Annotated in this window: 22 protein-coding genes; 11 read left to right on the top strand and 11 right to left on the bottom strand. The window is 58.8% G+C overall.

Going from position 1 to position 26,803, the window contains the following annotated elements; genetic code table 11:
• Positions 1-5 precede the first annotated feature (5 nt).
• The 3 genes from EQG79_RS01865 to EQG79_RS01855 form a co-directional block, all read right to left on the bottom strand.
• Positions 6-1,046: a glycosyltransferase family 9 protein gene (locus tag EQG79_RS01865; RefSeq protein ID WP_240699243.1), complete on the bottom strand. Its 1,041-nt coding sequence runs from the start codon at positions 1,044-1,046 to the stop codon at positions 6-8.
• 87 nt (positions 1,047-1,133) lie between these two features.
• A complete protein-coding gene (locus EQG79_RS01860) occupies positions 1,134-1,736 on the bottom strand; it encodes a DUF4254 domain-containing protein (RefSeq protein ID WP_077920034.1) in 603 nt (200 codons plus the stop codon).
• A gap of 31 nt (positions 1,737-1,767) precedes the next feature.
• Positions 1,768-2,997: a molybdopterin molybdotransferase MoeA gene (locus EQG79_RS01855; RefSeq protein WP_129599528.1), complete on the bottom strand. Its 1,230-nt coding sequence runs from the start codon at positions 2,995-2,997 to the stop codon at positions 1,768-1,770.
• 199 nt (positions 2,998-3,196) lie between these two features.
• On the opposite strand from EQG79_RS01855, the gene moaC reads away from it, so the two are divergent.
• The 8 genes from moaC (at position 3,197) to EQG79_RS01815 (ending at position 9,426) form a co-directional block, all read left to right on the top strand.
• A complete protein-coding gene (gene moaC / locus EQG79_RS01850) occupies positions 3,197-3,667 on the top strand; it encodes a cyclic pyranopterin monophosphate synthase MoaC (RefSeq protein ID WP_129599524.1) in 471 nt (156 codons plus the stop codon).
• 13 nt (positions 3,668-3,680) lie between these two features.
• The gene (locus tag EQG79_RS01845) at positions 3,681-4,244 is read left to right on the top strand and encodes an NTP transferase domain-containing protein (protein ID WP_240699242.1); all 564 of its coding nucleotides are present in this window, start codon (positions 3,681-3,683) and stop codon (positions 4,242-4,244) included.
• A 79-nt stretch (positions 4,245-4,323) separates the two neighbouring features.
• Positions 4,324-4,932, top strand: coding sequence for a DUF6992 family protein (locus EQG79_RS01840; protein ID WP_129599521.1), 609 nt, complete (start codon positions 4,324-4,326; stop codon positions 4,930-4,932).
• 68 nt (positions 4,933-5,000) lie between these two features.
• Positions 5,001-5,489 carry a nucleoside deaminase gene (locus EQG79_RS01835; protein ID WP_129599518.1) on the top strand — a complete coding sequence of 163 codons (489 nt, stop codon included), beginning with the start codon at positions 5,001-5,003 and terminating at the stop codon, positions 5,487-5,489.
• Positions 5,490-5,588: 99 nt separating this feature from the next.
• Positions 5,589-6,794 (top strand): DegT/DnrJ/EryC1/StrS family aminotransferase, encoded by a 1,206-nt coding sequence (locus EQG79_RS01830; RefSeq protein WP_240699241.1) that lies wholly within the window; start codon positions 5,589-5,591, stop codon positions 6,792-6,794.
• Between the two features lie 5 nt (positions 6,795-6,799).
• Positions 6,800-7,912, top strand: a complete 1,113-nt coding sequence (locus EQG79_RS01825) for an iron-containing alcohol dehydrogenase family protein (protein WP_129599515.1) — start codon at positions 6,800-6,802, stop codon at positions 7,910-7,912.
• A gap of 56 nt (positions 7,913-7,968) precedes the next feature.
• Positions 7,969-8,730 (top strand): 3-deoxy-manno-octulosonate cytidylyltransferase, encoded by a 762-nt coding sequence (gene kdsB / locus EQG79_RS01820; RefSeq protein ID WP_129599512.1) that lies wholly within the window; start codon positions 7,969-7,971, stop codon positions 8,728-8,730.
• A 33-nt stretch (positions 8,731-8,763) separates the two neighbouring features.
• Positions 8,764-9,426 (top strand): thiamine diphosphokinase, encoded by a 663-nt coding sequence (locus EQG79_RS01815; protein ID WP_077920026.1) that lies wholly within the window; start codon positions 8,764-8,766, stop codon positions 9,424-9,426.
• 25 nt (positions 9,427-9,451) lie between these two features.
• Here EQG79_RS01815 and porU2 read toward each other — a convergent pair whose 3' ends face one another.
• Positions 9,452-13,462 (bottom strand): putative type IX secretion system sortase PorU2, encoded by a 4,011-nt coding sequence (porU2, locus tag EQG79_RS01810; RefSeq protein ID WP_165358824.1) that lies wholly within the window; start codon positions 13,460-13,462, stop codon positions 9,452-9,454.
• 182 nt (positions 13,463-13,644) lie between these two features.
• Between porU2 and EQG79_RS01805 the strand changes: the two genes are divergently transcribed.
• From EQG79_RS01805 to EQG79_RS01795, 3 genes are all read left to right on the top strand, one after another.
• Positions 13,645-14,055, top strand: a complete 411-nt coding sequence (locus EQG79_RS01805; RefSeq protein WP_077920024.1) for a PadR family transcriptional regulator — start codon at positions 13,645-13,647, stop codon at positions 14,053-14,055.
• A gap of 48 nt (positions 14,056-14,103) precedes the next feature.
• On the top strand, positions 14,104-16,626 hold the full coding sequence (locus EQG79_RS01800) for a GIN domain-containing protein (protein WP_129599504.1): 2,523 nt from the start codon (positions 14,104-14,106) through the stop codon (positions 16,624-16,626).
• 214 nt (positions 16,627-16,840) lie between these two features.
• Complete coding sequence (locus EQG79_RS01795; protein ID WP_129599502.1) at positions 16,841-17,416, top strand: dihydrofolate reductase family protein; 576 nt, start codon at positions 16,841-16,843, stop codon at positions 17,414-17,416.
• A gap of 83 nt (positions 17,417-17,499) precedes the next feature.
• Here EQG79_RS01795 and EQG79_RS01790 read toward each other — a convergent pair whose 3' ends face one another.
• The 7 genes from EQG79_RS01790 to EQG79_RS01760 all read right to left on the bottom strand — a co-directional run bounded on the left by EQG79_RS01790 (position 17,500) and on the right by EQG79_RS01760 (position 26,801).
• Positions 17,500-18,567 carry an AI-2E family transporter gene (locus tag EQG79_RS01790; protein ID WP_129599499.1) on the bottom strand — a complete coding sequence of 356 codons (1,068 nt, stop codon included), beginning with the start codon at positions 18,565-18,567 and terminating at the stop codon, positions 17,500-17,502.
• Positions 18,568-18,675: 108 nt separating this feature from the next.
• Positions 18,676-20,049 carry an L-serine ammonia-lyase gene (locus EQG79_RS01785; RefSeq protein ID WP_077920020.1) on the bottom strand — a complete coding sequence of 458 codons (1,374 nt, stop codon included), beginning with the start codon at positions 20,047-20,049 and terminating at the stop codon, positions 18,676-18,678.
• Between the two features lie 27 nt (positions 20,050-20,076).
• On the bottom strand, positions 20,077-20,832 hold the full coding sequence (locus tag EQG79_RS01780) for an oxygenase MpaB family protein (protein WP_129599496.1): 756 nt from the start codon (positions 20,830-20,832) through the stop codon (positions 20,077-20,079).
• 18 nt (positions 20,833-20,850) lie between these two features.
• Positions 20,851-21,576, bottom strand: coding sequence for an OmpA family protein (locus EQG79_RS01775; RefSeq protein WP_077920018.1), 726 nt, complete (start codon positions 21,574-21,576; stop codon positions 20,851-20,853).
• Positions 21,577-21,622: 46 nt separating this feature from the next.
• Positions 21,623-23,281: a hypothetical protein gene (locus EQG79_RS01770; RefSeq protein WP_129599493.1), complete on the bottom strand. Its 1,659-nt coding sequence runs from the start codon at positions 23,279-23,281 to the stop codon at positions 21,623-21,625.
• 44 nt (positions 23,282-23,325) lie between these two features.
• Positions 23,326-25,584: a hypothetical protein gene (locus tag EQG79_RS01765; RefSeq protein ID WP_077920016.1), complete on the bottom strand. Its 2,259-nt coding sequence runs from the start codon at positions 25,582-25,584 to the stop codon at positions 23,326-23,328.
• Positions 25,581-26,801, bottom strand: coding sequence for a BatA domain-containing protein (locus EQG79_RS01760; RefSeq protein WP_129599490.1), 1,221 nt, complete (start codon positions 26,799-26,801; stop codon positions 25,581-25,583). Before EQG79_RS01760 ends, EQG79_RS01765 begins: the two co-directional genes overlap by 4 nt.
• Positions 26,802-26,803: the final 2 nt, after the last annotated feature.

Here is a 26,803-nt window from a genome sequence, read left to right as displayed (position 1 = left end):
GCCGGTTAGTGGGGCCGACTGAGCAGCCCGAGCACCCGCTCCGCTACGGCACTGGCAGGAATATCGTTCAGGCAGGCCAGATCACCCCGCCAGCAGGGTTTGTTGCCGAAGACCGAACAGGGACGGCAGCTAAGCTGATCGGTAGAAACCTCAAGTACGGCTTCCGGCCCCTGACCCCAGGGGCCAAAACCGGCGTCGGTATGGGTAGCCCCCCAGATCGACAGCACCGGCACCCCACTCAGCGCAGCCAGGTGCATATTTCCCGAGTCCATGCAGACCATACCGTTCAGCTGCTGAATCAGCGCCAGTTCGGCCGCCATCGACAGCTGGCCCGCCACCCGTATAGTTTGCGGAAAACGCCGTTGCAGGGCGTCCAGCTGCGCGATCTCGGCAAGCCCACCGCCGAACAGAAAGATCTGGATCGGACGGGTGGTGAGTAGTTTGTCCAGCAGCGGATCGAACCGATCAAAGGGCCACATCTTCTGCGGGTGCTGGGCAAAAGGAGCAATACCCAGCCAGGGGGCTTCAGGGATCAGCGTCTGCTTAGCCAGAAACGCTGTCAACTCCGACTCGGCCGGTGCGAATGACCCAAACCGAAACCGGGCATCCGGCCTGACGGTCAGGCCGGCTTTTTGGAACGTGTATGCGTACCGCGCTACCGAATGGGGCAGCGCGCGCCGGATTTTAGTGTGCTTACGGGTCAGCGCTTTCTTGTCGGCGCGGCCTTTGTCAAGCGTTACGGCGGATACCCCCGTCAGGCGAAACAGGCTTTTGAGCACCATCGAACGCAGGTTCTGATGCAGATCAACGACCAGATCGACCGGCTGCTGCCGGAGTTCGGTAAACAGCCGCAGCAGGCCGGCAAAGCCCTGGTAGGCACCGTCAAAGTCAACACCTACTACCTCCAGGTTGGGAAACTGCTGGAAAAATACGGCAAACCTGGGCCGGGTAACCAGCGTCAGCCGGGCGTCGGGATACTGCCGGGTAAACGCCTGCACGACCGGAGCCAGTAAGGCCACGTCGCCCATTGCCGAAAAACGAAGCAAAAGCAGGTGTTGTCTCAAGCGTAATGGAGTTCAACCGCGCAGGCGGCTCGGTTAGGAGTGGGGTGAAACCAGCAACAGACCAGCCGTTCAGGCTTGCCCGTACAGGACCGGGTTGAGCGTTGGGTCATTGTACATTTTCATCTGCCGGTACACTTTTATGAAGCGGTTACCGGCCTGAATATCGTCCAGCAGTTCGTCGAAACAGCGGGCCAGGTCGGCTTCCTGTTCGATCAGCACCGCCAGCTTGGCCAGGGCTTTCTGCTGGTGCTCGGCCGATACGTCGGGACGTTCGGTCTGCTCGCGGAAGTGATACAGTTTAAGCTGAAGGATCGACATCCGATCGAGCAGCCAGGCGGGTGTTTCGGAGTTCATACGCGCCGTTGGCTGGGGGGTAATGGCCCGAAACTGCTCGTATAGATACGAGTCGATGAGTTCGACAGTATCAGTCCGGTCCTGGTTCGACTGGTCGATCCGGCGCTTGATGGCAACCAGTTCGTCGGGGCTGATTGCTGGGCTGCGGATGATATCTTCCAGATGCCACTGTACGGTGTCTATCCAGTTTTTCCGATAAAGCAGTCCGGTCAGTTCGCTGGCCGGATAGGGGTTCAGCAGGGGCGCGTCAACATGGTCGGTCTGGTGATAATCGCGGATACTCTGCCGGAAAATATCGTTGGCAATGGTGGCGTTCATAGGCGTAATTCAACCACAAAGATACAGGTTTCTACAGCGTTGACCATATCCGAAAGGCTTCGCCTGCGCTGAACTCGCTTCGGTCGGCCGGAAGTTCCATGAAGGCGCGGGCCTCCATCAGGTTGGCAAAGTCGGCCGAGCCGGAGCCGGGGAGAGGGTGAGCCAGCAGTCGACCGTCGGGTTCGCTCGCCAGCCGTACGGGCAGGAAATACGTAATGGCCGGCGCGAATGTAAACGGTCGGGCGAGCTGCGCGTAGCGGGCTGGCTCGGGCGGTAAGCCGAGCGATGTACGCAGGTAGGGGAGCACGTAGCGGTAAGCACAGAGAATGGTTGATACGGGGTTGCCGGGCAGGGCGAAAACGGTGCGGGCCAGACCCGGCTGACCGGCGTTCATCGTGCCGAACCAGAGCGGCTTACCCGGGCGTTGCTCGATCTTGTGAAACTGTTTCTGTACGCCCAGCCGGGTCAGTACGGCAGGCACGAAGTCCGCTTTCCCGGCCGAAACGCCCCCGCTCAGGATCAGCACCTCGTTCTGATCCAGGAGCCGGGCCAGCTGATCCTGCAACACCTGCTCATCATCGATGATGTGATGCAGGGTGGCCGTAATCCCAAAAGAGGCCAGCGCAGCCCGGAGCATATACGTGTTTGATCGGCGAATCTGGTAAGGCAGTGGCGCATCGGCAACGTCGACCAGTTCGTCGCCGGTCGAGACCAGCGCTATGCGGGGCAGGGCCGTCACTTGTAAGGTAGCTGCTCCTACCGAGGCTGCTACGGCCAGTTCGGTCGGGCCGAGCCTGGTGCCGGCCGGAAGCAGCTCGTCGTTGGCGCGCCGGTCGGTAGCCCGGGCGTGCACGTGCTGCCCCCGTTGCACATCGTCGATGGTAATGGTGGCCAGGCCATCGGCCAGGCTGAGGTCTTCGTACCGAATGACGGTATCGGTCCCGATGGGGAGCATGGCGCCGGTCATCGCTTCCAGGCACAAACCCGTTTCTGCCGACTGAGCCGAGGGCTCCAGCGTAAGCGGGGGCTGTCCGGCGCGCTGCTGACCGGCTATCCGGAAGGTTCGCTGCCCGGACTGATAGTCGGCAAACCGGATCGCAATGCCGTCCATAGCCACCCGGTCGAAGGGTGGGAAATCGCGATCGGCCCGGATGGCTTCGCGCAGTACGCGCCCCCCCGCTTCGGTCAACGAAACGGTTTCAGCGGCCAGTGGTAAAGGATATTGTTGAGTAAGCGCAAACGCGTCGTTGACAGAAAGCATACGTTTTTTTAATGATAAATGATGAACGAGAAATGATGTTTTTAATGGTAAATGATAAACGAGAAATGATGAATGAGGGGGTATAGGAGAACCAGAACTGTGGGGGACAATGTATGCCGAAAAGCGTAGAGTGAAAAATGAAGATTGGAAAATGAGCAAAAGCTTTTTACATTCATCATTCATCATTCATCATTCATCAATGTCTCTTTCGCATATTAACGCTGACGGTAATCCGGCGATGGTCGATGTGGGGGCCAAGGCCGTGACGCGCCGGACGGCCCGCGCCCGCAGCGTGGTTGAGCTGGGCGATGCCATCATGCAACACCTGGTTGGCTCCGACATACAGACCAAAAAAGGACCGGTTTTTCAGACGGCCATTATTGCCGGAACGATGGCCGCCAAACGGACCGACGAGCTGATTCCGCTCTGCCATTCGCTGGGGCTCGACAATTGCCAGCTTACCATCACGACCGAGGGGTCAGCGGCCATTGTCGAGTGTCTGGTGTCGACCGAAGGAAAGACCGGGGTCGAGATGGAAGCGCTGGTTGGAGCGTCGGTGGCTGCGCTGACGATCTACGACATGTGCAAGGCGATGTCGCACCATATTACCATCCGCGAAACCCTTTTAGTCGAGAAAACCGGTGGCAAGCGCGACTTTAAACGGGACTAATCCGACGACGGGATTGAACGGGCTGATCCTGACCGGGGGACAAAGCCGTCGTATGGGGCAGGATAAGTCCCAGCTTGTTTACTACCAGAAGCCACAGCGCGAACACCTGGTCGATCTGCTTCGTCCCTACTGTCAGGCCGTATTCTGGTCGGTCAACCCCGACCAGGCGGCTGCGCTTACCGATGATGGACAGCCGTTCATCGTCGATGCCTTGGCTATCCGCAGTCCGCTCAACGGGATACTGTCGGCGTTTCGGCACGATCCATTGGCGGCCTGGCTGGTGGTGGCCTGCGACATGCCCCTGCTGACGAGTCGCTCGGTTGAGGCCCTGCTGACCAACCGCGACCCGACCCGGCTGGCCACGGTTTTTTACGACTCAACGGGGCAGGAACCCGAGCCGCTGCTGGGTATATACGAGCCGGCCTTTGCTGCGGTGGCCGATCGGGCCGTAGCCGACGGACAGCTGTCACCCCGGCAGATTCTCCAGTCGCAGCCCGTTCAGCTGCTGACTGTTCCCGACGTTCGGGAGCTGACCAACGTAAACGATCTGGTAGCCCGCCACGCGCTGATTCGCTAAACCATCCGGTCTGCGAAGCGGTTTATTGAGTTCCGTTTGGGTCGCTTCTGTTGGCGTAAACCAAACGGTATACACCACTATGCACACACTTCATCGGGTACTTCTTACCGTCGGGTCGGTCCTGCTGGGCAACACCGTGTCGGCCCAGCGCGCCGAAGCCACAACCGACCTGCGTCAGTTCAGCGAACAGCGTCTGCGCCATCAGAAAACGCTTGGCCTGGCGCTGGGGAGTTATGCCCTGGCCAACATCGCCGTGGGCAGTATAGCGGCCGGGCAAACCTCGGGGCAGACCAGATATTTTCACCAGATGAATGTGTACTGGAATCTGTTCAACCTGGGTATTGCGGGCGCGGGCTTGCTGGGCGGGCGCAAACGCAGCGCCGGGGGCGAAACGCTGGCCGATGCGGTGCGGCAGCACGAAAACCTAAAACAGCTGCTGCTGGTCAACGCGGGGCTGGATGTGGCCTACGTGGTGGGCGGGGCTTACCTGCGTCAGCGGGGTGACCTAAAGCCGGACAAAGCCGACCAGCTGCGGGGCTATGGCGCATCGGTCATGGTGCAGGGGGGCTTCCTGCTGGCTTTTGATCTGGTCAATTATTTTATCGCCAAAAACCGGGGCGACCGGCAGGAGCGGCTCCTGCTGTCGGCCGGGCCATCGGGCGTCGGGGTAGTCGTGCCCATCCGATAAAGTTAGTCCGAACCGATTGTTGTCCGGCGCCGGTCAATTACCGGAGGCCGGGCGTTTACTGCTAGTTTATGACGACAAGAACCTTAAAAACCGACGAAGATTTTCTGCGCGAGGCTATTCAGATGGCCCGTGAGGGGATGAAAACCGGGCAGGGTGGCCCCTTTGGCTGCGTCATTGTCCGCAACGGCGAAATTGTTGGCCGGGGCTGTAACCGGGTTACCTCGACCAACGACCCGACCGCCCATGCCGAAGTCGAAGCCATCCGGGATGCCTGCCGGAATCTAGGCTCGTTTCAGCTCAGCGACTGTACGTTATACACCTCCTGCGAGCCCTGTCCGATGTGTCTGGGGGCCATTTACTGGGCCAGACCCAGCCGGATCGTATACGGTGCCTTTCACTCCGACGCGGCCGGTGCCGGTTTCGATGATCAGTTCATCTATGAGGAGATCGACAAGCCCCGCGAGCAACGGTCAATTCCCATGCAGCAGTGTCTGCGGCAGGAGGCCGATGCCGTCTTTCAGGAGTGGATCGGGTGGGAGGGGCGTATACGGTACTAGCGAAAAGCACGTACCGGTAACGGTTGAAAAAACGTACTTTTGCTGAAAATTAACCGGCTCCGGCCCCTGGCCCCAAGCCGATAACGTATTGTCTGTCTCATGCCTGGAATGGAATTCTTCGGCGCCCTGGAGCGCACCGAAATCAACGACGTCCTCGAAACGGGTATCCTGTTTCGTTACAATCACGAAGCCCAGCGAAACAACATCTACAAGGCCCGCGAGTTTGAAGCCGAAGTGGCCAAACTGGTGGGGGCCAACTACGCCCATGCCGTATCGAGCGGATCGACAGCCGCGCTCTGTGCCATGGTAGCGGCCGGAATCGGGGCTGGCGACGAGGTGATTGTGCCCCCGTTTACGTACATCGCTACCATAGAGGCCGTGCTGATGGTGGGCGCTCTGCCCGTTTTCGCCGATATCGATGATACGCTTTGCCTGAGTGCCGATAGTATCCGCCGGGCCATTACGCCCCGTACCAAAGGCGTTTGCCTGGTGCATATGTGCGGGCAGATGGCCGACATGGGGGCTATCATGGCGGTTATCAACGAACATAAGCTGGTGCTGGTCGAAGATGCCGGTCAGGCCATGGGAGCCAGCTACAAAGGGGTGTCGACGGGCCTCTGGGGCAAAACCGGCGCCTATTCGTTCGACTTCTTCAAGATTGCCACGGCAGGTGAGGGGGGCGTCATGGTGACTAACGACGAGCAGGCCTATAAACATGCCGATTCGTTCTCGGACCATGGCCACGATCATATCGGTACCAACCGGGGTATGGAACAGCACCCGATTCTGGGCTTCAACTACCGGATTAGCGAGCTACATGCCGCCGTTGGACTAGTGCAGACGCGTCGGGTGCCGGACATCATCCAGAAGAACAATGCCCACAAGAAGCAGCTGATGGCTACGCTGGGCGCGATTCCGGGCGTGTCGTTTGCGCGCATTCCCGATCCCGATGGCGACTCGGCTACCTTCCTCAATCTGCTGCTGCCCGATACCGAATCGGCCGGGCGGGTACTGGCAGAACTGAACGCAGCCGGGGTCGGTGGATTCAACTACTGGTTCACCAACATGTACCATTTCATCAATCAGTGGGATCATATCAAACAGATGCGGACGGCGTCGGCGCTGCCTATCGAAAAGTTTGGCGCTCCCCAGGATTATAACAGCCTCGATCTGCCCGGCGCTCAGTCGGTAATCGGGCGGCTTATTTCGTTTGGTATCCGGGCGAGCTGGACAACCGACGAGGTAGCCGCCCTGGCCGAAAACGTGGGTACAGCCATCCGTAAAGCCATCCTTATCGAAGCCTAAGCCACATGACCACCACCGTACCAACCGCCACCCGACCCACGCACAAGAATTTCAAAGGCATCGAAAAAACCGTTTTCGGACGGGGTAGCTTCGATCAGCTCGATGAGATTCTGGCTCCCCACCGGGCCGAGAATGAAGGCTATTTCGTTTTCCTGGTCGATAACTATTTCAAAGGGAAATCGCTCGAGAGCCGGGTGCCGGTACATAGCGAGGACCTGACCTACTACATCAGTGTAGAAGAACACGAGCCCACCACCCAGCAGATCGACGAACTCCGCGACAAAATTCTGGCCACGCGCGGCTTGCCGTCCGGGGTTGTCGGGATCGGGGGCGGCAGTATCATGGATATTGCCAAGGCGCTGTCGCTGATGCTCACCAATGATGGGTCTTCAACGCTGTATCAGGGACTTAACCTCATCAAAAAACCAGGTGTCTATCATGTGGGGGTGCCTACGATTTCGGGTACCGGCGCCGAGGTGTCCATGACCGCCGTACTGACCGGGCCGGTTAAGAAGCTGGGCCTTAAGTGCGAATGGACCGTTTTCAACCAGATTATTCTCGATCCGGACCTGATTGCCAGCGTACCCCGCAACTGGTGGTTCTATACCGGTATGGATACCTATATCCACTGCATCGAGTCGGAAAATGGTCGTATGAACAACGCTTACTCCCACGCCTTTGCCGAGCAGTCGCTTAAGCTTTGCCGGGAGGTATTTCTGGGTAATCAGTCCGGACAGACGCCCGAAAACGACGAGAAGCTGATGGTCGCTTCGCTTATGGGCGGGCTTAGCCTGACCTATTCAGAAGTGGGGGTGTGCCACGCGCTCAGTTACGGCCTGTCCAAAATTCTGGGTACCCGTCACTGTTACGCCAACTGTCTGATCATGAATCATCTGGCCGACTATTACCCCGAAGGCGTAGCGGAGTTCAGGCAGATGGTGGCTTACCACCAGATCGATTTGCCGCAGGGGCTGTCGGCCGAGTGGAGCGACGAGACGCTGACCCGGATGGCTGAGGTGTCGTATAACCTGCCGCATATGTGGCTGCACGCCATCGGCCCCCACTGGCAGGACGTAATAACCATTGATTTGCTTAAGGACCTGTTCCGGCGGCTGTAGCTGGTTTTGCCGGAGCGGGCATATCCCGCTTCGGCAAAACCAATTTCTTTGTTTCTATGATAATTGGCATTATTCCGGCCCGGTACGGCTCAACGCGTTTTCCGGGCAAACCGCTGGCCGATATTGGCGGCAAACCAATGATTGTTCGTGTGCTCGAGCAGGCCTGGCAGGCCCAGTTGCTGGACCGGGTTGTCGTCGCTACCGACGATGAACGCATTGCCGAAGTCGTTCGGCAGGCAGGTGGCGAGGTGGCGATGACCCACTCCGACCACGTAAACGGTACCCAGCGTTGCCAGGAAGCCTATGCGCAACTGGCCGGGACGGGTAGCCTGTCTGCTCCCGGGCCTCATTACGTCGTTAATATACAGGGCGATGAGCCGTTTATCAACCCCGCTCAGATCGATGAGCTGGCGGCTGTCCTCGACGGATCGGTAGAGCTGGCCACCCAGATGTCGCCCGTCGAGTCGGCGGAGATACTGCACAGTACGGGCGAGGTTAAAATTGTCCTGAACGCGAAACAGGAAGCGCTCTATTTCAGTCGTCAGCCGATTCCGTTCTTCCGTGATGTTGATCCGGCGCGCTGGCACGAGCACCACCCGTATCAGCGGCATGTGGGCCTGTATGGCTACCGGGCCGATATACTCGAAAAAATTGCCGCTCTGCCCATCATGCCCCTTCAGCAGGCTGAATCGCTGGAGCAGCTGGCCTGGCTGGAAGCGGGGTACTGTATCAAACTGGTAACAACCGTGCACCAGAGCCAGGCCGTAGATGACCCCTCCGACATTGACCGGGCTTTGCAGAGTAGCCGACAGGGCTAAAATCGTCGTCGTTCTCACGCTGTTCATTCTCGTATGTCGTCTCATCATATCGTTCGTGACAAGCAGGAGCCGGCTTTGCTGATCGCCAACGGCGAAGCCTGCCAGCCCGAACTGCTTGGCCAGCTGCTCGAGTGGAGTCCAACGGTGGTGGTGCTCGACAGTGCTATCTGGCGGGTGCTCGATCTGGGTATTAAAGTAGACGTGCTGCTGGGCGACTTCGACCGGGATCTCGACCTGGCAACCATCCGGGCGCAGCAGTACCCGCTCGACGTGGTTCACACGCCTGATCAGGATAAAACCGATCTGGAAAAAGGAATAGAGTACCTGATCGGCCGGGGTTATCCGGCTGTCAATATCATCTGGGCAACGGGTCGGCGGGCCGACCATAGTCTGACCAACATGACCAATATTGTCCGGTACAAAGACCAGATCCGGATTGTCATGCTCGACGACCACTCCCGCATTTTTCCGCTGGTGGGTCGATTCGAGAAATGGTACGAAGCGGGCACGCCACTCTCCCTGGTTCCGGTCGGGACGGTAACCGGCATTACTACCGAAGGACTGAAATACAACGTACAGAACGATACCATGACCCTCGGCTATCGGACGGGAAGCAGCAACGAAGCAGCCGCCGACGGCTTTGTTCGTGTCGAAGCCCGGACCGGCGATCTGCTGCTCATGGAGTGCTGGGACTAACCACTGCCGGGGCGCTGGAGCCGGGCTAGGGCACCCGTACCAGTCGGCCGTGGGGGAGCGGGGGCGCGGGCACTACCCAGCCATCGTTGATCATCAATCGGTACAGATACACACCCGCCGGCATGTCCTCGCCGGTGTCGGCGCGCCCGTCCCATACCCATTCATTCAGTCCAACCCGGACCGGGCGGCCGGTCGTACTACTGCGCAGATGCCGGACCGGTCGACCCATCAGATCCGTAATGACAAGCTGCACCTCGTTTGGAGCGCTTTCGCCTGTGAGCGAAAACGAGAAAACAAGCTGATCGCGGAACGGATTGGGGTAAGCGGTAAAATCGGTAAGCGCCGGGGTTCGTACCACCCGAAACCGCGTTCGATAGGGTACAGCCGCGTTCCCGACAGCATCCTGCGCCGTAGCGATCAGGCCATAGTCGCCTTCAGCCAGAGACGCCAACTGGTACCGCACCCGGAATACGTTATCGGCACCGGCTGGCTGAATCCGGGCGTTTGTCCAGCCAAGCCGCTCCCAGCTCAGCTGCCCGGGGCGTTGCAGCAAGAGCGCCATGCCGGTGGTGTCGCGCCGGCGTAGCGACCGGTTATCATCAGCCACCAGGATATCCAGCACGGGATTGGCCGACACGACGGCACCCTCATTGATCCGGGTCCCGTCGAACGCCACTTCCAGCAGCGGAGCCAGTTGATCGGCCTGAACCGGCAGGGGCAGATCGAGCGTATTATTCAGCAGCGAATACTCGGCTTGCAGGCTGGGGTTGACCGTCATCATGAGCCGGTTCAGACCGGGTATCGACACGGTCGGTACGCGCACCGTAAACCGGGTCGTATCGCCGGGAGCGGGGGCTTTAATCCGGAACCGACTGAGTTGGGGCTGGGGGAGACGGGCCCCGTAAAGAACCTGCTGCACGACTAGGGAGTCCAGGAAAGGGTGCGGACTGAGGTTGGCGAAGGACACCGGAATCGCTACACTGTCGCCCTGGCGCAGGTCATTCGTCGCTATGGCTGTCGATAGCCAGACCTGTCCTTCAGGCAGGCCTTTGTCGGCCGCGGCCGGATGGTAGGTAAACTGTGCCGACTGCCAGGAAGCCTCCGCTGGCAGGACGGGCCGTACGCGCCAGAAATAGCGGGTCGGTGCCGGGCCGGTGAGCGTAGCCGGTAACGACAGGCCGTTTTCAGCTGTGAGCTGCCAGGATAGCCGGCCGGGACTGGTAAAGCGGGCACTCGTGTCGAGTTCAACCGTATACAACTGCTGAGGCTGACCGAACGGCTGGGCAATGAGCCGAATTTGCCGCTCGGCCACAACCGCCGACATCGGCGGGTAGATAAGCCGGGGTAGCTGGCCGGGTACGGGTAGCTCGGCCTGTAGCTGATTGTTGGTCCGATTCACTTCCGGAATCGCATCAGCGCGGTCGGCCGGGTTCACCGACAGGTCGAATCGGTTGGCGCCTTCGGTAGTACGCTCATTCGGAATGGTCAGGCTTATGGTGTCGCGGTAGGCAACGGTGCCTGGCCAGCTCAGGTTGTACACGCCCGATTCGCGGCCCTGGATAAACCGGCGTATCCGTATCGGCAACCGGCCGGCCTGATAGCGACCAGTGTTCTGGATGACTACCCGAATCGTGACCGAATCGCTGGCGCTGGTCAAAGCCGCGCCGTTCGGTCCTTCAACCCGTAGTCCACCTGGCACGAACCCATAGTCGGGGGTGGGAAACGGGAATGGGCGGATAGCAGGGTCGCCCTGTAAAACCATTTGCTGGGCATTGGCCAGGGCCAGACCGGTCGGGGTTTGGGTCAGAATGCGCCGGATGGTTTCCTGCTGAAGCTGCCCGATGGACCGGTCGAGCCAGGTGCTATCGGTCAGCAGGCCGTAAAACACGGTGCTGTACTGATCGAGGGTGTTCACGTAACCGAGGTGACTTTGGGCAATGGCCGCGATGGCTCCCCGTTCGGGCGTCAGTATCCAGTCGGTGGTGAGGGTGGGGCGGCCGAAGAAGAAATTGCCGATAGCGCAGCCATTGATCAGCAGAACCGGGTAACGGCCCCGATTTCGGTAACCCAGCGCATCATCTGAGCAGAAACCAATATTCAAATCGGTCACCGACAGGCCCGCGTGACCGAAAAACGTAATCAGACCAAGGCCTTCGTTCACCTGCGGGGCGATATTGAGGTCTTCGGTGGGGGCCGTGGTTTGTTTGTTTAGGGTTGCTACCCGAGCGCCCAGCGCGGCTCTCGTGGCCTGGCGCCCGTAGGCATCGACCAGCGACCTGAATAACCTGGATTCGTCGGGTGAAGTGCCTCCGCTGAGGTGGAGCAGCTGTTTGCGCCAGGGCGTATCGGAGGGGAGCTGTTCGTATTCGATTACCTTGTTCAGGTAAGCCAGTACATCGTCCGGGGTGGCGGCATTGATACGGCCCGTTGGCAGGCGGGGGACGTCGCGGAGGGCACCGTCCAGACCCGCCGTCAGCGCTGCGTCCGAGCTGGGGAACCCCATCGTCATGACCAGGTCCAGCCCGGCCTGGTCGGGGTTGTGCCGCACCCCCGCTGCACTGCGGCTCCGGCCCAGCAGCAACAGAAATTCGGGCGGTGCCGCGCCGGATGCCCGACTCTGCCGCAGGAGCTGGTCAACAAAACGCCGGATGGCCAGGGGGTGCCGTTCGCCGTAGCTGTACTGATCGATCAGCTGCGCCATGGTCACGGTCAGCGTATCGAACCCGCCCCCCTCGACCGACGCCCGGTAAGCGGCATAGGCCCGTACGGCGTTGGCACTACGGACCGTTGGCTGCATCAGATTTTCGTGGGTGACGATCAGATAGGTAGGCCGCCGGTTGCGCCAGTCGACGAACGTGACGGGCCGAATGGTCGGGATCGGGTCGACCTGGCTACTGCAAAGAATGATCCGCTCCTGATCGGAGCCGGGTACGATGAGCCGGGCCGTGGTGCCGGACTGCCGGTGCTGGATCAGCGTGGGCACGTTGGGGTCTGTGATGTCGAAAAAGCGGGCCGTGGCCGGAACGTCCAGGACAACGAGCCGCGACCGACCGGCCGAATGGGGCGGCAGCCGAAACAAACAAACCGGCTGGTTATTGGCCGTGAGCCGCTGCGGATAGCGAAGCCGCAGGTACGACAGGGAGTAGCGGTTTCCATCGGCGGCTGCGGTCGATACCAGCAACTGATTGTCGGAACCGACGTCCTGCCAGCTGAGGGTGTCGCGGAGGTGGGCGTTGCCGTAGAGAGAAAAAGTGGCCGACCCGAACAGCCGCTGGGCGCCAGCCGCTGGCCCCACCCGCCCCTCCACCCGGTGGGCTGTGTAGTCGCGGCCGGTCAGCAGGATGTCGATCTGGGGGGGCGGACCCGATCGATAGGCGTTGGACAGCAGCAGACTGGTGACGTAAGGGAGGGTCTGCAGAATGACGCCCGTATGCCCTTCGCCCGGCTCGTAGTGGCTGTATTCTATCTTAGGGGGTATCCCGGCCGCATAACCCGGGTAGGTATCGGTAAACAGGCGTAGCTCCTCCGCCCAGTGGTACTCGACCGGGTTCAGGTCTGAAGCCACCGTGTCGGTAGCGGTAACCATCCGCCGACCCGCGGGGCCGCCCGGTCGCCAGGTCAGAAAATAAGCGGTCGTGTCGCTAAACAGGCTGTAGTACGAATGGGGCTGCGCCGGTCCGGGCTGGTCAGCGTCGCTCCGGTAAAGCGCCGAATCGGCCAGACCATCGTTGCCGCGGCCATAAAACTCGATGTAGTCGTCCGGATCGAAGCGACCGTCGGTTTCGTCTACTACCCGAATGGCCTGCTCTTTTCCCCGATGAAACAGCTGTATGGTCTTTGGATCGATGGCCTGTACAACCACCCCCCGTTTTTGCAGGTCCAGGCTCGTGATGCGGTACAGACCCGATTGAACTATGGGAATTTTGTAGTAAGATTGACTGTAGGTAATCCACTCATTACCAGCTGGTGAGGACTGAGCTGAGATAGCTGAGCCAACTAGCCAGCAAAGCATCGTAAGGGCATATGGTCGAAGCATAGCGGTGGGTAATGAATCGAAATATACATACCATTTTAACTTGTGTACAAAAAGCGTCTGCCGTTCAGCCCGTTCTAGCACCATTAATCATGGAAAACGAAGATATTTAATAAAGTACCTTGTATCGCATAGTACCTTATGCTACCTTTGATGCATCAAGTTTAACGCAATCCCGTACACCGATGAATATAGAAAATGCTCAGGTGCAGATGCGCAAGGGAATATTGGAGTTCTGCATTCTGCACATCATATCGCGGGGCGAGGTATATGCCTCCGATATGCTCGACGAGCTAACCTCCGCCCGAATCATGGTGGTGGAAGGTACGCTCTACCCGCTGCTGACCCGTCTGAAAAATGCCGGCCTGCTCGACTATAAATGGGTAGAATCGACCTCCGGACCGCCCCGTAAGTATTATATCCTGACCGACCTGGGTCGTAACTCGCTCGACGCGCTGAACGACACCTGGCAGGAGTTATCCGAGTCGGTACATTCTATCGTAAGCAAGACCGACCAGCACCGCAAGCCCGCTAATGGAAACACCCCCGTTGCGGCATCCGTCGATCCCGTCAATCCTTCCTCTGCAACCAACTAACCCGACCTAAACCAGTAAAAGGACCGGACTGAAGTCCGGGTTACGACCATGAAAAAGACAATCAGCATCAACATCAGTGGTGTCATCTTCCACATCGAAGAGGATGGCTATGATAAACTGAGAAATTACCTGACGTCGGTTCAGCAGTATTTCTCAACCTACGAAGACAGCCAGGAGATTGTAACTGACATCGAAAATCGTATCGCGGAAAAGCTGCTGGCCAAGCTGAAAGCAACCGGCAATCAGGTGGTTTCGCTCGACGACGTCAACGAACTGGTGGCGGCCATGGGTACGGTTTCTGACTTCGAAGCGGTAGAAGAAGAAGAGGTACTGGTTACCAACGGCGGGCGCAATTCGGCGTTCAGCAGTGGTACCAAAGCGCCCGGAGCCGCGGCCACGATGGCTGGGGGAAGCTCATCGTCTGCCTACGGCGGCTCATCGGCCGAGGCTTATGGTGAACCCCGCCGACTGGTGCGCGACCTGCGCCGGAAGACCCTGGGCGGGGTAGCCGCCGGTCTGGCCCACTACTTCAACATCGACGTAGTCTGGATACGGCTCATCTTTCTGACCCTGTTTCTGGCGCTGCCGCCGGTTGGCGATGGGGCCGGAGCCAGCGTATCGGGCTTCGCCCTGTTCATCTACATTGCGATGTGGATTGCACTGCCGGGCGTGATGACCATTGAAGAAGACAAGACGGTGAAGAAGTTTTACCGGAACCCCGAAGATAAAGTACTGGGCGGGGTAGCGTCGGGTATCGCAGCTTACTTCGGCATCGACACGGGGGTAGTACGGCTGCTGTTCGTCCTGGGTATCGTATTCTTCGGGGTAGGCTTTCTGCTGTACGTCGTTCTGTGGATGGTAGCGCCAACGGCCAAAACGCTGACCGAGAAGATGGAAATGCAGGGGCAGCCCATTACACTCTCGAACATCGAGTCGAGCATCAAGCAGAACCTGAATATCAACGAGTCGCCGAATAACGAAAGTACCCTGACCCGTATTCTGCTGTTCCCTTTCCGGGCCATCGCCACGATCATTGGGGGCCTTGGCAGTGCACTCGGTCCCTTGCTGAACGGCGTCGTGGCGGTAATCCGGGTCTTCGCCGGGATTATCTGTCTGGTGGTAGCGTTCGCGCTGATGATTGCCTGTCTGGCCGTAACGGGAGCCGCCTTCGGTATTGAGTCGGGCGCGGAGTTCGGTGATATTCCGATCGGATTTGTGCGGGGCGACATTACGATGCCCATGATTGTAGCGGCCTTCGCCGTTGGTATGATTCAGGCCTTCGCCGTGGCAGTACTCGGTATCATGCTCATCACTACGCGGCCGATTATCAGCAGCCGTACCGCGCTGACGCTGGGCGGGGTTTATCTGGTGAGCCTGGTCATTCTGCTGGGTACCGTTAGTCCGCTGATCAACAGTTTCCAGCGGAGTGGTACCGTCGAAGAAACCAGGACGCTGACCGTAGCGGCTGCCATCCCGACCTTCGACCTGACCGAAATGGATGAGGACAACTGGCGTCCCTCTATCGAGCTGAAAGGCTACGAAGGCACCGCGATCAGCCTCGTACAGCGTTTTCGGGCACAGGGCAGCAGCCGCGCCAATGCGCAGGAAAATGCCCGCCAGATCGACTACCGCTATACGGTGCGCGATTCAGTCATTGCGTTTGAAAATGCCATCACCCTGAAACCCAAATCACGCTTCCGGGCCCAGGATCTGGATATGGAAGTGATGCTGCCTTATGAGAAACCGTTCCGTATGTCCAAAGACTTTGCCCTGTTTATCCGGAATGAATTTGGGGGGAAAGAACTTGACCGGATGGAAGCCAGCGTCTGGAAGTTTACCAAGAACGACGGACTGGTTTGTCTCAACTTCCCCCGCGAAAAAGACCGCAGCTACGACGGTAACGATGAGGACAACGACGTAACCGACCTGACCGACGACGTACAGAATGCCGTAGCCAACGAGCTGGGCGACGATTTCGACGACATCGGTAGCAACACCCGCCAGTTCAACGTGAGCAATTTCTCGAAAGTAGACGTGGGCGGGGCTTTCGTGGTGCGGTTCCGCAAAGGCGATACGTATAAAGTAGTGGCCGACGGCCGCGAAGAGGATCTCGAAGATGTCAGCGTGAAGGTCAGTGGCAATACCCTCGACGTGTCGGTCGATCGGCGGGGTATCTTCGACTGGAACAACCGGAAGCGCATAGGGCTGACAATTACCGTGCCCTCGATTGACGAGCTGAAACTATCGGGCGCATCGAAGGCGAACCTGACCGGCTTCGGCGCCTACAATAAGCTGAACATTGGTATGAGCGGAGCCTGCCGTACGGTTTTTGACGGAGATGTCACTAACCTGACCATCGATCTGTCGGGGGCGTCGAACATTGTGCTACGGGGCCGGGCCACCCAGGTAGAAGCTGATCTGAGCGGAGCCAGTAAAATCGAAGCCACCAGCATGCAGATCGACAAGGCTACTATCGATGCCAGCGGAGCCAGCCATGCAACCCTGGGTCAGGTCGGTTCGCTGGACTCCGAAACGTCGGGAGCCAGTAAGGTGACCAGATACAACGAGTAATCGGTTCAAACATAAAAGTAGCCGCGGTTCTGATCTGTAGTCAGGGCCGCGGCTTTTTTAGGGATCGTATGATCAGCCGAATTGGTAAACCGTGGCCGGTCCATAAGGGCCCGGGCCGGTACGCTGGTAATGTCGCAAAAACACCGCTCCAAAGGCGCATACACAACCCGTCCGTAGTGGCTGTCGACACTATTTTTGTAGAAAAAACAGCGACATGAGAAAACTAAAGCTTCAGGTTCAAATGACCGTCGACGGCTACATAGGCGGTCCTAACGGCGAAATGGACTGGATGACTTTCGACTGGGACGATGCCCTGAAGGAGTATGTAAAAGAACTGACTGACCCCGTAGACTGTATTGTGCTGGGCCGAAAACTGGCCGAAGGGTTCATCCCCTACTGGGCCTCTGTGGCGGCTAATCCCGACAATCCGGATTATGAAGCCGGGCAGAAATTCACCCAGACCCGCAAGGTCGTTTTCTCCAGAACCCTCAGCCAGTCGATCTGGGAGAATACAACGGTAGCCACTGGTTCGCTTGTCGACGAGATCGGGCGCCTGAAAGCACAGGCCGGTCAGGATATCATTGTATACGGAGGAGCCAGCTTCGTTTCGTCACTGATCCGGGAGGGATTGATCGATGAGCTGCACTTGCTGATCAACCCGGCGGCCATTGGACGCGGACTCCCCATCTTTGGCGAGGCCGATGGAAAACGGAATCTACAACTGGTAAAAACCGTTCCATTCGATTGCGGCATCGTGCTCCTGCAGTACGTACCCGAGCGCACTCAATAACAAAAACCGCTCCCTTTCTGTGGTCATCAACAGATGCCATAGAAAGGGAGCGGTTTTTAGGAATAACGTACTAACGACTAGCCTTATACGCGTCGTTCGACAACCTTCTCCACCTTGGCTTCGTCTTCGGCCACTTCTTCGCGCTGATCACGGTTCTGGCGTTCAAATACCTGCATCAGCACGATGAAGTACGAGAGCAGGAGGGGACCAATGACCAGACCAAGGATCCCGAAAATAGGAACGCCCAATACGATACCAGCCAGAGTGACAAGCGGGTGAATGTCGCCCATTTGTTTGGCCAGTGCGATCCGGAGCAGGTTGTCGATGTTGATGATGACCACGATGCCCACCACCAGAATGCCAACACCCTGACCGGTATTACCCTGCGAGAGCTGGATAAGGCCGGCCGGTCCCCAGACCAGGGGTGTGCCCAGCACCGGAATGAAGGCCATAAAAAAGGCTACGGTTCCCCAGAAGGGTGCGTCGGGTACGCCAAAGATCCAGAGCGTCAGTCCGGTCAGTACCCCCTGCACCAAACTAACCAGTGCCTGTCCCAATACGTTGGCATTCACGTTGTTCTTGAGCGATTCGCCCAGTTCGCGCTGGGTGTCGCGCTTGAAAGGCAGGTACTTCTGCAGGCCTGTCTGAAAGGCTTCCTGCTGTACGAACATGAAGTAGAACGTGAAGAACATCAGACCGATGATGACGATGAAATCAAGCGCCCCGCCCGCCAGCGATGGGAGCAGCCGACTAACATAACCCGCGCCCTGCTGAACGATCTGCCGGATGTTCTGCGGACTCGTAATGCGGAATCCGGTCAGTTCTTCGCCTTTGTGGATCAGGTTCAGGATGTCGTCGGCGTTCTGACTGTAGTACTGAATCCGGCCGACCAGCATCAGGCTCAGGGTCAGAAACGGCATGATGATGACCACAAATGAAAACAGGATCAGCATGGCCGTAACGAGCTGCCGGTTCCATTTTCGTTTGTGGACCAGCGCCGTAAACCAGGGTCGAAAAACTACGTATAGGATGCCGGCGCCCAGAAAGGCCGATGCGTAGCCACGCAGCCCGGCAATGATGAAGCCCGCAATAATGATCAGACTCGTAATGAGCAGGATCCGCTGTTGTTTGGGAGTGTAAATTGTTGCCATTCGTTGGGCGGGTAGTAACCCGCTTTCATTGAGTATTTACCACGAATTGTGATTCGCAATACATAAACAGCTGAACAGCCCTGTATTGTTTGAATCATCATGGGTTGATCAGCATTCCGTAGCACTCAGCGCCAGCCCAGCTTCGGAGGTTTCCTTGTACTTCGTCGACATATCGCGGCCCGTCGCTTTCATCACCTTGATCACGGCGTCGAGCGAAATCTTCTGCGACGAAGGGGCTCCCGAGGTGGCCAGCAGGTACGCATTGTAGGCTTTTACGGCCCCCATGGCGTTCCGTTCGATACACGGGATCTGAACATAGCCGCCAATGGGGTCGCAGGTCATGCCGAGGTGGTGTTCAATGGCAATTTCGGCGGCTGCTTCAATAGCGCTGATGCTGCCGCTGGGCTGGGCGCATCGGGTCAGGAAGGCCGCCCCCATTGCCGAAGCCGTGCCGATCTCGCCCATACAGCCCATCTCGGCACCGGAAATGCTGGCATTATGTTTCACCAGAAAACCAACGGCCGCAGCCGCCAGCATACCGGCCCGGAGGGTAGCCCGGTCGTAATGAAAATGGTGTTTGGCCAGAAAGGTCAGGCCCGGAATAACGCCCGACGCCCCCGAGGTAGGGGCGGTGACGACAATGCCGCCGGCTGCGTTTTCTTCAGAAGCGGCCAGGCAGTACGCGTTCAGAAAAATCAGAAAACTGTCTGAAGCATTGGCCATCGTTTTGGCCTGCTGGTATAACACCGGTGCTTTTCGGCTTAGCCGGATCGATCCGGGCAGTACGCCTTTGTGACGGAGCCCCCGCCGAACGGCTTTGTGCATGAATTCCAGCAACTGGTCGAGCCGCTGGTTCACCTCGGTCCGGCTCCGGCTGGTCAAGGCCATTTCGTTAGCCAGCAGGAGCGCATCGAGCGATAGGGAATGCTGGGTGAGCTGCTGCTTCAGCTCGGTCATGGTACTGTACGGATAGGGGACTGAAACCGTCGATGGGCTGATTTCCGGTTCACCCTTGCGGCTGATGAAGCCGCCCCCCACCGAATAATATTCTTCCTCGGCCAGCGTCTCGCTGCCAGCCGTCAGTCGGAGCACCATCGTATTGGCAAAGGGAGAGTCGTACCGCTTTCGCTCAAAATGAATATGCTGCGGCCCCACCAGAATCAGCTGGTCGCCAACGGGTACCGGATACAGCGTAGTCGGGTCTTTCAGTAAAGCCAGGAGCGCGTCAGGATCGGTGGTTTCCGGTTGCCAGCCGAGCAGGCCAGCCACGACGGCCCGGTCGGTACCATGACCTTTACCGGTGGCACTGAGCGATCCGTAGAGGTGAACATGAATAGCATCGGGCACTGGCCGACCGGCTAGTGCGCTGATCCGCTGCCGAAAATCGAAGGCCGCTTTCATCGGCCCAATGGTATGCGAACTGGATGGTCCCGGACCGACCTTGAACAGATCGAACACCGAGGTAGTAATCGGATTAGTCATGTTGATGGGTGTTGGCAAAATGACCGCTTATCGGTCTAAACCTCGAATCTGGCCAAGATACTCGGTTGGCAGCAAAATTCGTTGTACGGCCGATCGCAACCCTAGTGTATTGAGGACTTTATACAGGCCGATGGAATGAATCAGGGCAGGCTTTTTGGGAAGACCAAGCGGCTGCCGCACCTGTTCGGGCACCAGCATGCCCTGTACCTGTCGCAGCAGATCGTAACGCCAGTTTCCCAGCTGCTCGCGGTAGCGCTGAAACAGCCGGTCGGTATAGTCGCTGCGGGTCAGGTCGCGGTTGAGGTGAACCAGCCGGTCGGTTTTCCAGTCGCCATACGAAGCGGGTAAGTCCGGAACGTTCATGCCCGCGCCTACTGCCCGGAAGGTCGAGTAGAGTTCATCCCGTTCGGCATCGGTCAGCGGACGGTGCAGCGTCTGGTAGGCCCGCTCCGAATAATCGATCAGCATATACAGTACGTTGCGGTAGGCCCAGTCGGGAATTTCATAGCCGCGTTTCTTCTCCACGCCCCCATGAATCGCGCCCATGCGGGCAATGGCCTGCCGGGCCTGTGCCTCGGGCGCAAACACGATTTCCTGCGCGTAGCGAACGGTCGAGAACAACCGGGCAATCGGGTCGGCTGGGAGTTTGCCGGTAAAAAACAGCCAGTCTACGGCCCGGTTCAGGGCAAACTCAGCGGCCGAGCCGGCAAAGACCAGCAGAATTACATCGGCATCGCCCCAGATCTGCCGGACAATGGAGCCGGGTTGAACAAAGTATCTCATCAGACGTCATCAGTGCGCTTATAACGCTAAGACAACGAATTCGACCCGTCGGTTCTTTCGTTTATTTTCTTCCGAGTCGTTGGGGGCTGCCGGGCGGGCATCGCCGTAGCCATTGATCCGAAGTCTGTCTTCGGCAATACCACTGCGAATGAGATAGCTGCGGATAACTTTTACCCGGTTTTCCGACAGGGCCTGGTTGAGTCGGCGGTCGCCAACGTTGTCGGTATGGCCCACAATTTCGATAACCAGTTTTGGCGTAGTGACCAGGGTTTTAACCAATTTATCGAGCTGCGGATACGACTCAGGGCGCAGGATATAACTACCCTGGTCAAAGTAAATATTGTCGAGCCGGAACGCCTGGTTCACGCGCAGGTTGCTGAAAACGCTGTCAGGTCTGGTATATTTCTCCAGCAGGATGGTATACGCATAATCCGGGCAGGTATCGCAGGTGACCACCATCACCTCTTCGGCCTCCAGGTAACCCGGCGATTTGGCAATTACCGTCAGCGTGTCCGTACGGGTCAGGATAAACATGAACCCGCTGGGGGGCTTCGATGTGCCCTCCCATTTCTTTTTGGCCCGCCGGGCCTCAATCCTGAACTGGGTGGGCAGTTCGGCGGAGGTCTTGTCATCAACGGCCCTGATGACAAACTCCGTCCGTTGGGTCTTTACGAGGGCCGGAGCCTGGCCTGCCGCCAGCCCGGCATACAGCCAGCCGATAACAACTAAAAATAGGAAGCGCATGACGTATGGGTAGCAATCAACGCTAACGCCCGCAAATAAAGTGCCGTTATTGCTTCGGCTCGACCCATAAAATGCCCAGTACCAGAATAAAAGCCGCCAGCCATACCCAACTCGGAATGGTTTCGCTGGTGGTCGGGGAATTTGCACCCGCACCCGCCGACGAATCTGCATGAGCCAGCATGAGCTGACGAACCCGCGCCCGGCTGCCGACCGGATCGCCGGGAACCGGCTCGCGCACAAATAGGGCCAGTGAGTCGGAAACGGGCTGCCAGCCCGCCACGGTGGGCCTGTAGTCGCCCTGTACCGAGCGGTTGTTGAGCGGAGCCGTCGCGAGCCGGACCGTATCGGGACCTGCCAGCAGGGCGCTGAGCAGTCGGCTCGTATTGTTGAGCTGAACCGGTTCGGCAATACCCCGAATCAGGGGCGCATCGGCCTGGAGCTGGGTTTCGTTGGTGGGGTAGGTCAGCGCCAGAATTGCCGTCCAGATGCGGGTGTAGGTCAGGCTGTCGCCACTGAGAGCCAGGGGAAATGTGTCGCTGAGCAGGCTTGCAGCCACGCGGGCGGGCGGACTCTGAGCCGATGCGCCCCGGGCTGTGATGCGTTGTGCCGCCACGGGATACACCGCTGCCGATGATTGATTCACGGCCTCGGCAAAGCGGTAGGGCAGGGCGGTCAGTCCATCGCTTACCGGTACGGTTGGCTCCGTCGCGATCCGGCGAACCTGCCAGCGGCTGCCCAGCGCCTGATTGATGGTTCGGCAATCGGCTTCGGGGTTAGTCAGGTTAATGAACAGCACCGCCCGCCCGTCGGCCGCAGCTTTTCGAACCGCTGCGCTACCTGCGTTAGACGGGTCGGTAACGATCAGGTCGGCCGGAGCCGTTGATGAGGTGGCGTTGATCCGTACGTCGCTGCTGATATTTTTGGAAAGGGTAGCGGTTAGCTGCACCGAGTGGCCGTGCCGTCCCAGCCAGTCGGCCAGGGTCTTACTTTCGAAATCGGGACTATCCTGCAAAAACTGCACCCGCAATGGCTTAAGCGGGCGGCTGAAAAAATGAACACTGTCGATGGAATTACCCTTCAGCACCAGTTCGACCCGCGACCGACCGCGGGCGAAGGCTGGAAACCGGAGCGAAAAAGGAGTTTCGCCTGCCGGGAGCATCAGGCTGTCCAGCGTTTGATTCCCGTACCGGACCGTCAGCCTCTGTTTGCCCGATGAGTTGATCCGCCCTGTAATGCGCTGCAGTTCGCCCTGACCAACAACGGCCTTCCAGTGGAGGTCCCGCGCCTGATCAGGGGCGTTGTAGGGCACCCATCGCAGGGCCGCCTGGCTCAGGCTGGTCAGCGTTTCGGTCGGAAAATCCTGGCCTACCAGCGTCACCGAGTCGTAGCGGGGTTTGAAGCGGGCGCTCGTAAAGCTGGCTTTCAGGTGCAGGCTATCCCTGACGTGTTGGGCAAAGGCGCCGGGGACGTCGTCACCAACCAGCAAAGCGTGGGAAGTCGGTTGGGCAGACGGCCAGGTCGGTTGCAGCACGAACGCCACGGCCAGCAGCCAGAGCAGCCCATTCAGCCCCGCCCGGAGCCACTTACGGCCCGGAGGCAGCGATTTATTACGGAAAAGCAGCCCCATCTGCACCACCAGCATGACAAGCAGAGCCAGCAGCGTAGCGATGACAAATGGATTGGTTACGGGAAGGGTTGTATGCATCGAAAATAGCCAGGTTGTATGACCAGTTAATTCGGTGGGCTGGTTTACAGATGCCGCCAGAACGCCCGTTCCAGGGCCGGACTGCTTCTATAGGCCGCTTCGGTCTGTTTGGTCGGATTGCTCAGCGCGTACAGTCTGGTTTTCAGGCTCGTTTTCTCCGCGGCTGATAAGGGCTTTCCGTTGGTTAACTTCTGCAGACTGGCCAGCACCGACCAGTTGGTCAGACCGCTGTTGAGGGTTCGGTCTGCGAGCGCATTACCGAGCTGCTGAACCGTGAACCGTTGTTGGGCGGTTAGCTGCGGCTGGTCCAGATACCCCAGTACGTCGGCGACCATCGGTGCTATCTGTACCTGGCTGATGGTGCGGCTCTGCCGGTTGGTGGGGTCAACGTTCGTTAGCTCGCCCGTCAGGCGGGTTTCCTTTTCCTTGATGGGGGGCGGGTCGAACCCGGTTTTTTTGACGTATGAGCGGGCTTTCTGCTGCGAGAGCTTCAGAAACTCCAGTGCCTTGCGCTCAAAGGGCAACGCTTTCTCGGGTTCATACAGGCGCAGGTGCAGTTCCGACTGCCACATGTTCTCCAGCGCCATCTTCAGCAGCGACCGGGTCGATTGTTCATGAAAGGTGTTGGTCTCGGCATCGTCGTGCGAGTGGATGTACTGCTCCATCAGGGCCGCTACCGGGTCTTTATCGGTAACGGCCGGTCCGCCCCCGTGGTTATGCCCGTCATGGTCATGCCCTTCATGTCCGCCCGATGGTGGCCCGCCATGCTCACCTTCGCCCTCATCGTGCTTGTGCATGTACTGCTGAATAGCGGCAAACCCGGCTACCGGATCCCCATCGCGGTCGGTCGGCAGCGCATCGCCCCCGCCAATCGATTTCTCGAACTCTTCGCCCAGAAACTGGCCGTACCGCAGCCGGAGGGCTTTCTGGTCGAAACCAATTTCGTTCGAACTGCTCTTAAAGACGTGCGTCGGGTTAGCGGGGTCAGGCATCCGTTTGCGCGTGGCGATGAGCTTCTCCGTATCAATGATGATCTGCCGCTGGCTCCTGAAATACTCGGGCATGATATTAACGGCCATGGTGGCCAGCTCGCTTTCTTCCAGCTTCGTGGTGTCTTTGTAGACTACAAAGTAGGTATCTGACTTGGTAAAGTTCGGCTCTGGCTGGCGGTTGTCGAAGGCGGCCCAGTAGTAATACAGCTCATCGCCGGGGGCAAACTGCAGGGCGTTCAGATTCAGGGTTTTGGTGAGTTTCGCTTCGCGGAAATTCCTGGGCTCCAGCGGCATTCGCATCTCCCGGAACTTGACGTTCTCGCCCGATCCCCGCGCCACCGTCGCTACGATAAAGGCCTGCGATACGCTGAAGTCGTCAGAGATCGTGGCGGTAACGGTCAGCGTTTTAGGGTCTTTGAGGAGATGGAACGTGTACAGTTCTTTCGACCCGGGCTCAATTTTCGGGGCCAGGTCGGGCTGGGCTTCGAGCCGGAAAAAGTCGGACTGGTACACCAGCGAATCGGTTGTTTTGCCCCGATGGCTGGTTCGCCAGTAGGCTTTAAGGGCGTAAAGTCCCGAATTAACCAGCCGATCCTGGTGCACGAAACCAGTGGCCGACGCCTGAAACGGAATCTCCTGCCCCCGGCTGTTTACCAGCCGAACCGATACGTGTTCTGAGGTGCTGAACTGAACCCGCCAGGTCAGTTCGGAGCCGACAATAGCCGACGCGTTGAGATTGGCCGACCGCCGAAGGGGCAGACGGGTGTAGGCCGGAGGCTGCACCTGAAGCTCGGCCGATCGGAAGACGGGCGGCTCGGGTGAGCGATCGGCGGGTTGTTGCCGGGCCAGGGTAAATCCTTTCGGCCCCGGTCCCGGCGATCCCTGCTGCCGCAGCAGCGGATAGCCCGCGTATACGGCCAGCGCAGCCAGCAGAACGCCGGCATACAAGCCACTATTTCTAAGGATTACGCCCGGTACCTGAACATCCCGAACGCGTTCGGCCAGGCGTTCGAGCTGAAGCTGTTCGGCCAGGTTGAGCTGGGATTTTTCCAGCAGGGGCAGGCTGTATTCAACGTCGCCAACGGTCTGGTGAATCAGCTGGACGGCCTGGGGTTTTTTATCCTGATACAAGCGGGTGAGCCAGGCACCCAGCCCCAGCCCCACCAAACCAGCCAGAAAAGACCAGAGCGAGGGGCCTGTCAGGGTCGCTACCAGCAGCCAGGCGGCTACGCCCAGCAACAGACTTCTGAGCAGCGCATTGGCGTAGAGCCGGTACGTAACCGACGATAAAGCGCGTTGGAGTTCGTTCATGCGTTTTTGGTCAGCGCGATCCAGCGTTCGAGTATCAATAAAACGATCAGGAGCAGGGTCAGCGCGTGTTGCAGACCAGCCTGTTGTACGGGGTCGGGTTTGGCCGTGGGGACGAAGAGCGCCCGTAATGCCGACTGGCTGAGCGGAGCCCGGTTGTCGAGCAGGCCGAGATGCCGGACCAACTTGTCGCCCAACCATTCGGGTAGCTGGCCGCTGGCTACTAGCTCCGAGGCTGGGGGTGTCAGACTCTCGTTAGTGAATACCACATTGTCGGCGGGGACCGTCTGGGCTACTCCCGACACGACATACAGCGTTTGCGGGTTCGGCCGGAGAGGAGATCGGTTGGTCAGCACCCAGTCATAAACCGTTCCTGGTGCGGCTTTTTCATCGATCGTGAAGCCGAGTGAGTATACATCCGTCAGCGCCTGCAACGCAGCCCGAACCGTTTGCCGCTGTGGCTTGTCGGGGTAGTAGAGCAGCACCCGCAGCGGGCCGGAGTGAGCCGGTGCCGACTGAAGAGAAAGTGACGGGTCGGGCGCGGCTGTCGTGGTCAGTACGCCCGCCCGGTTAACCAGTAGTTTTTTCGAGTTGCCGAGATTCAGAAACGGGCGTGGTCGCACCGACGAATCGACCATCGTATGGAGCCGATATCGGGCCGGAACCGAAATGGCGGGTACATCAGCCAGCCTGGGGTCATTGACCAGATACAGATGCAGCTCGGTGTTCGTATGGGGTAGCTGGTCGATGGCGGTCTGAAGGGTCAGGCCGCTCCATGAACCAGATGAACGGGTCGACCCGTCGGTGGTCGGCTGGTCAGACAGTGTGCCATCTTCGTTCATCAATTCCGGCCGGCGGGTGGCCCAGTAGACTTTCTCGCCTTTTCGACGGGCTTCGGCCAGCTCGAACCGAAAATTGGTAGTTACTCGGTCCGTGGGCTGAACGAGGTGAATGCGCTGAACGGTCTTATCGGTGGTCAGTCCCCGGAGCAGGGGTTGGGCCAGCAGAGCCGCCAGCAGCAGGAGCAGCAGACAGCGTACGAGCAGCAGCCATCGGTTGTCGAGCCGCAACCCCCGGCTTTGTTGCTGGTCGCGTTCGGTGAGCCAGCGGGTGGCAGCCCACGGCAGGGGCGTTCCGCGCTTCTGGTGCCAGAAGTGGATCGCGATGGGAATGGCAATGGCCAGCGCCCCCCACAGCAAAGCCGGTTCTATAAACGACATAA

This window comes from Spirosoma sordidisoli (assembly GCF_004138325.1).
Taxonomy (GTDB): domain Bacteria; phylum Bacteroidota; class Bacteroidia; order Cytophagales; family Spirosomataceae; genus Spirosoma; species Spirosoma sordidisoli.
The sequence above is the reverse complement of the archived record's forward strand: the minus strand, read 5'-3'. Positions and strand labels throughout refer to the sequence as shown.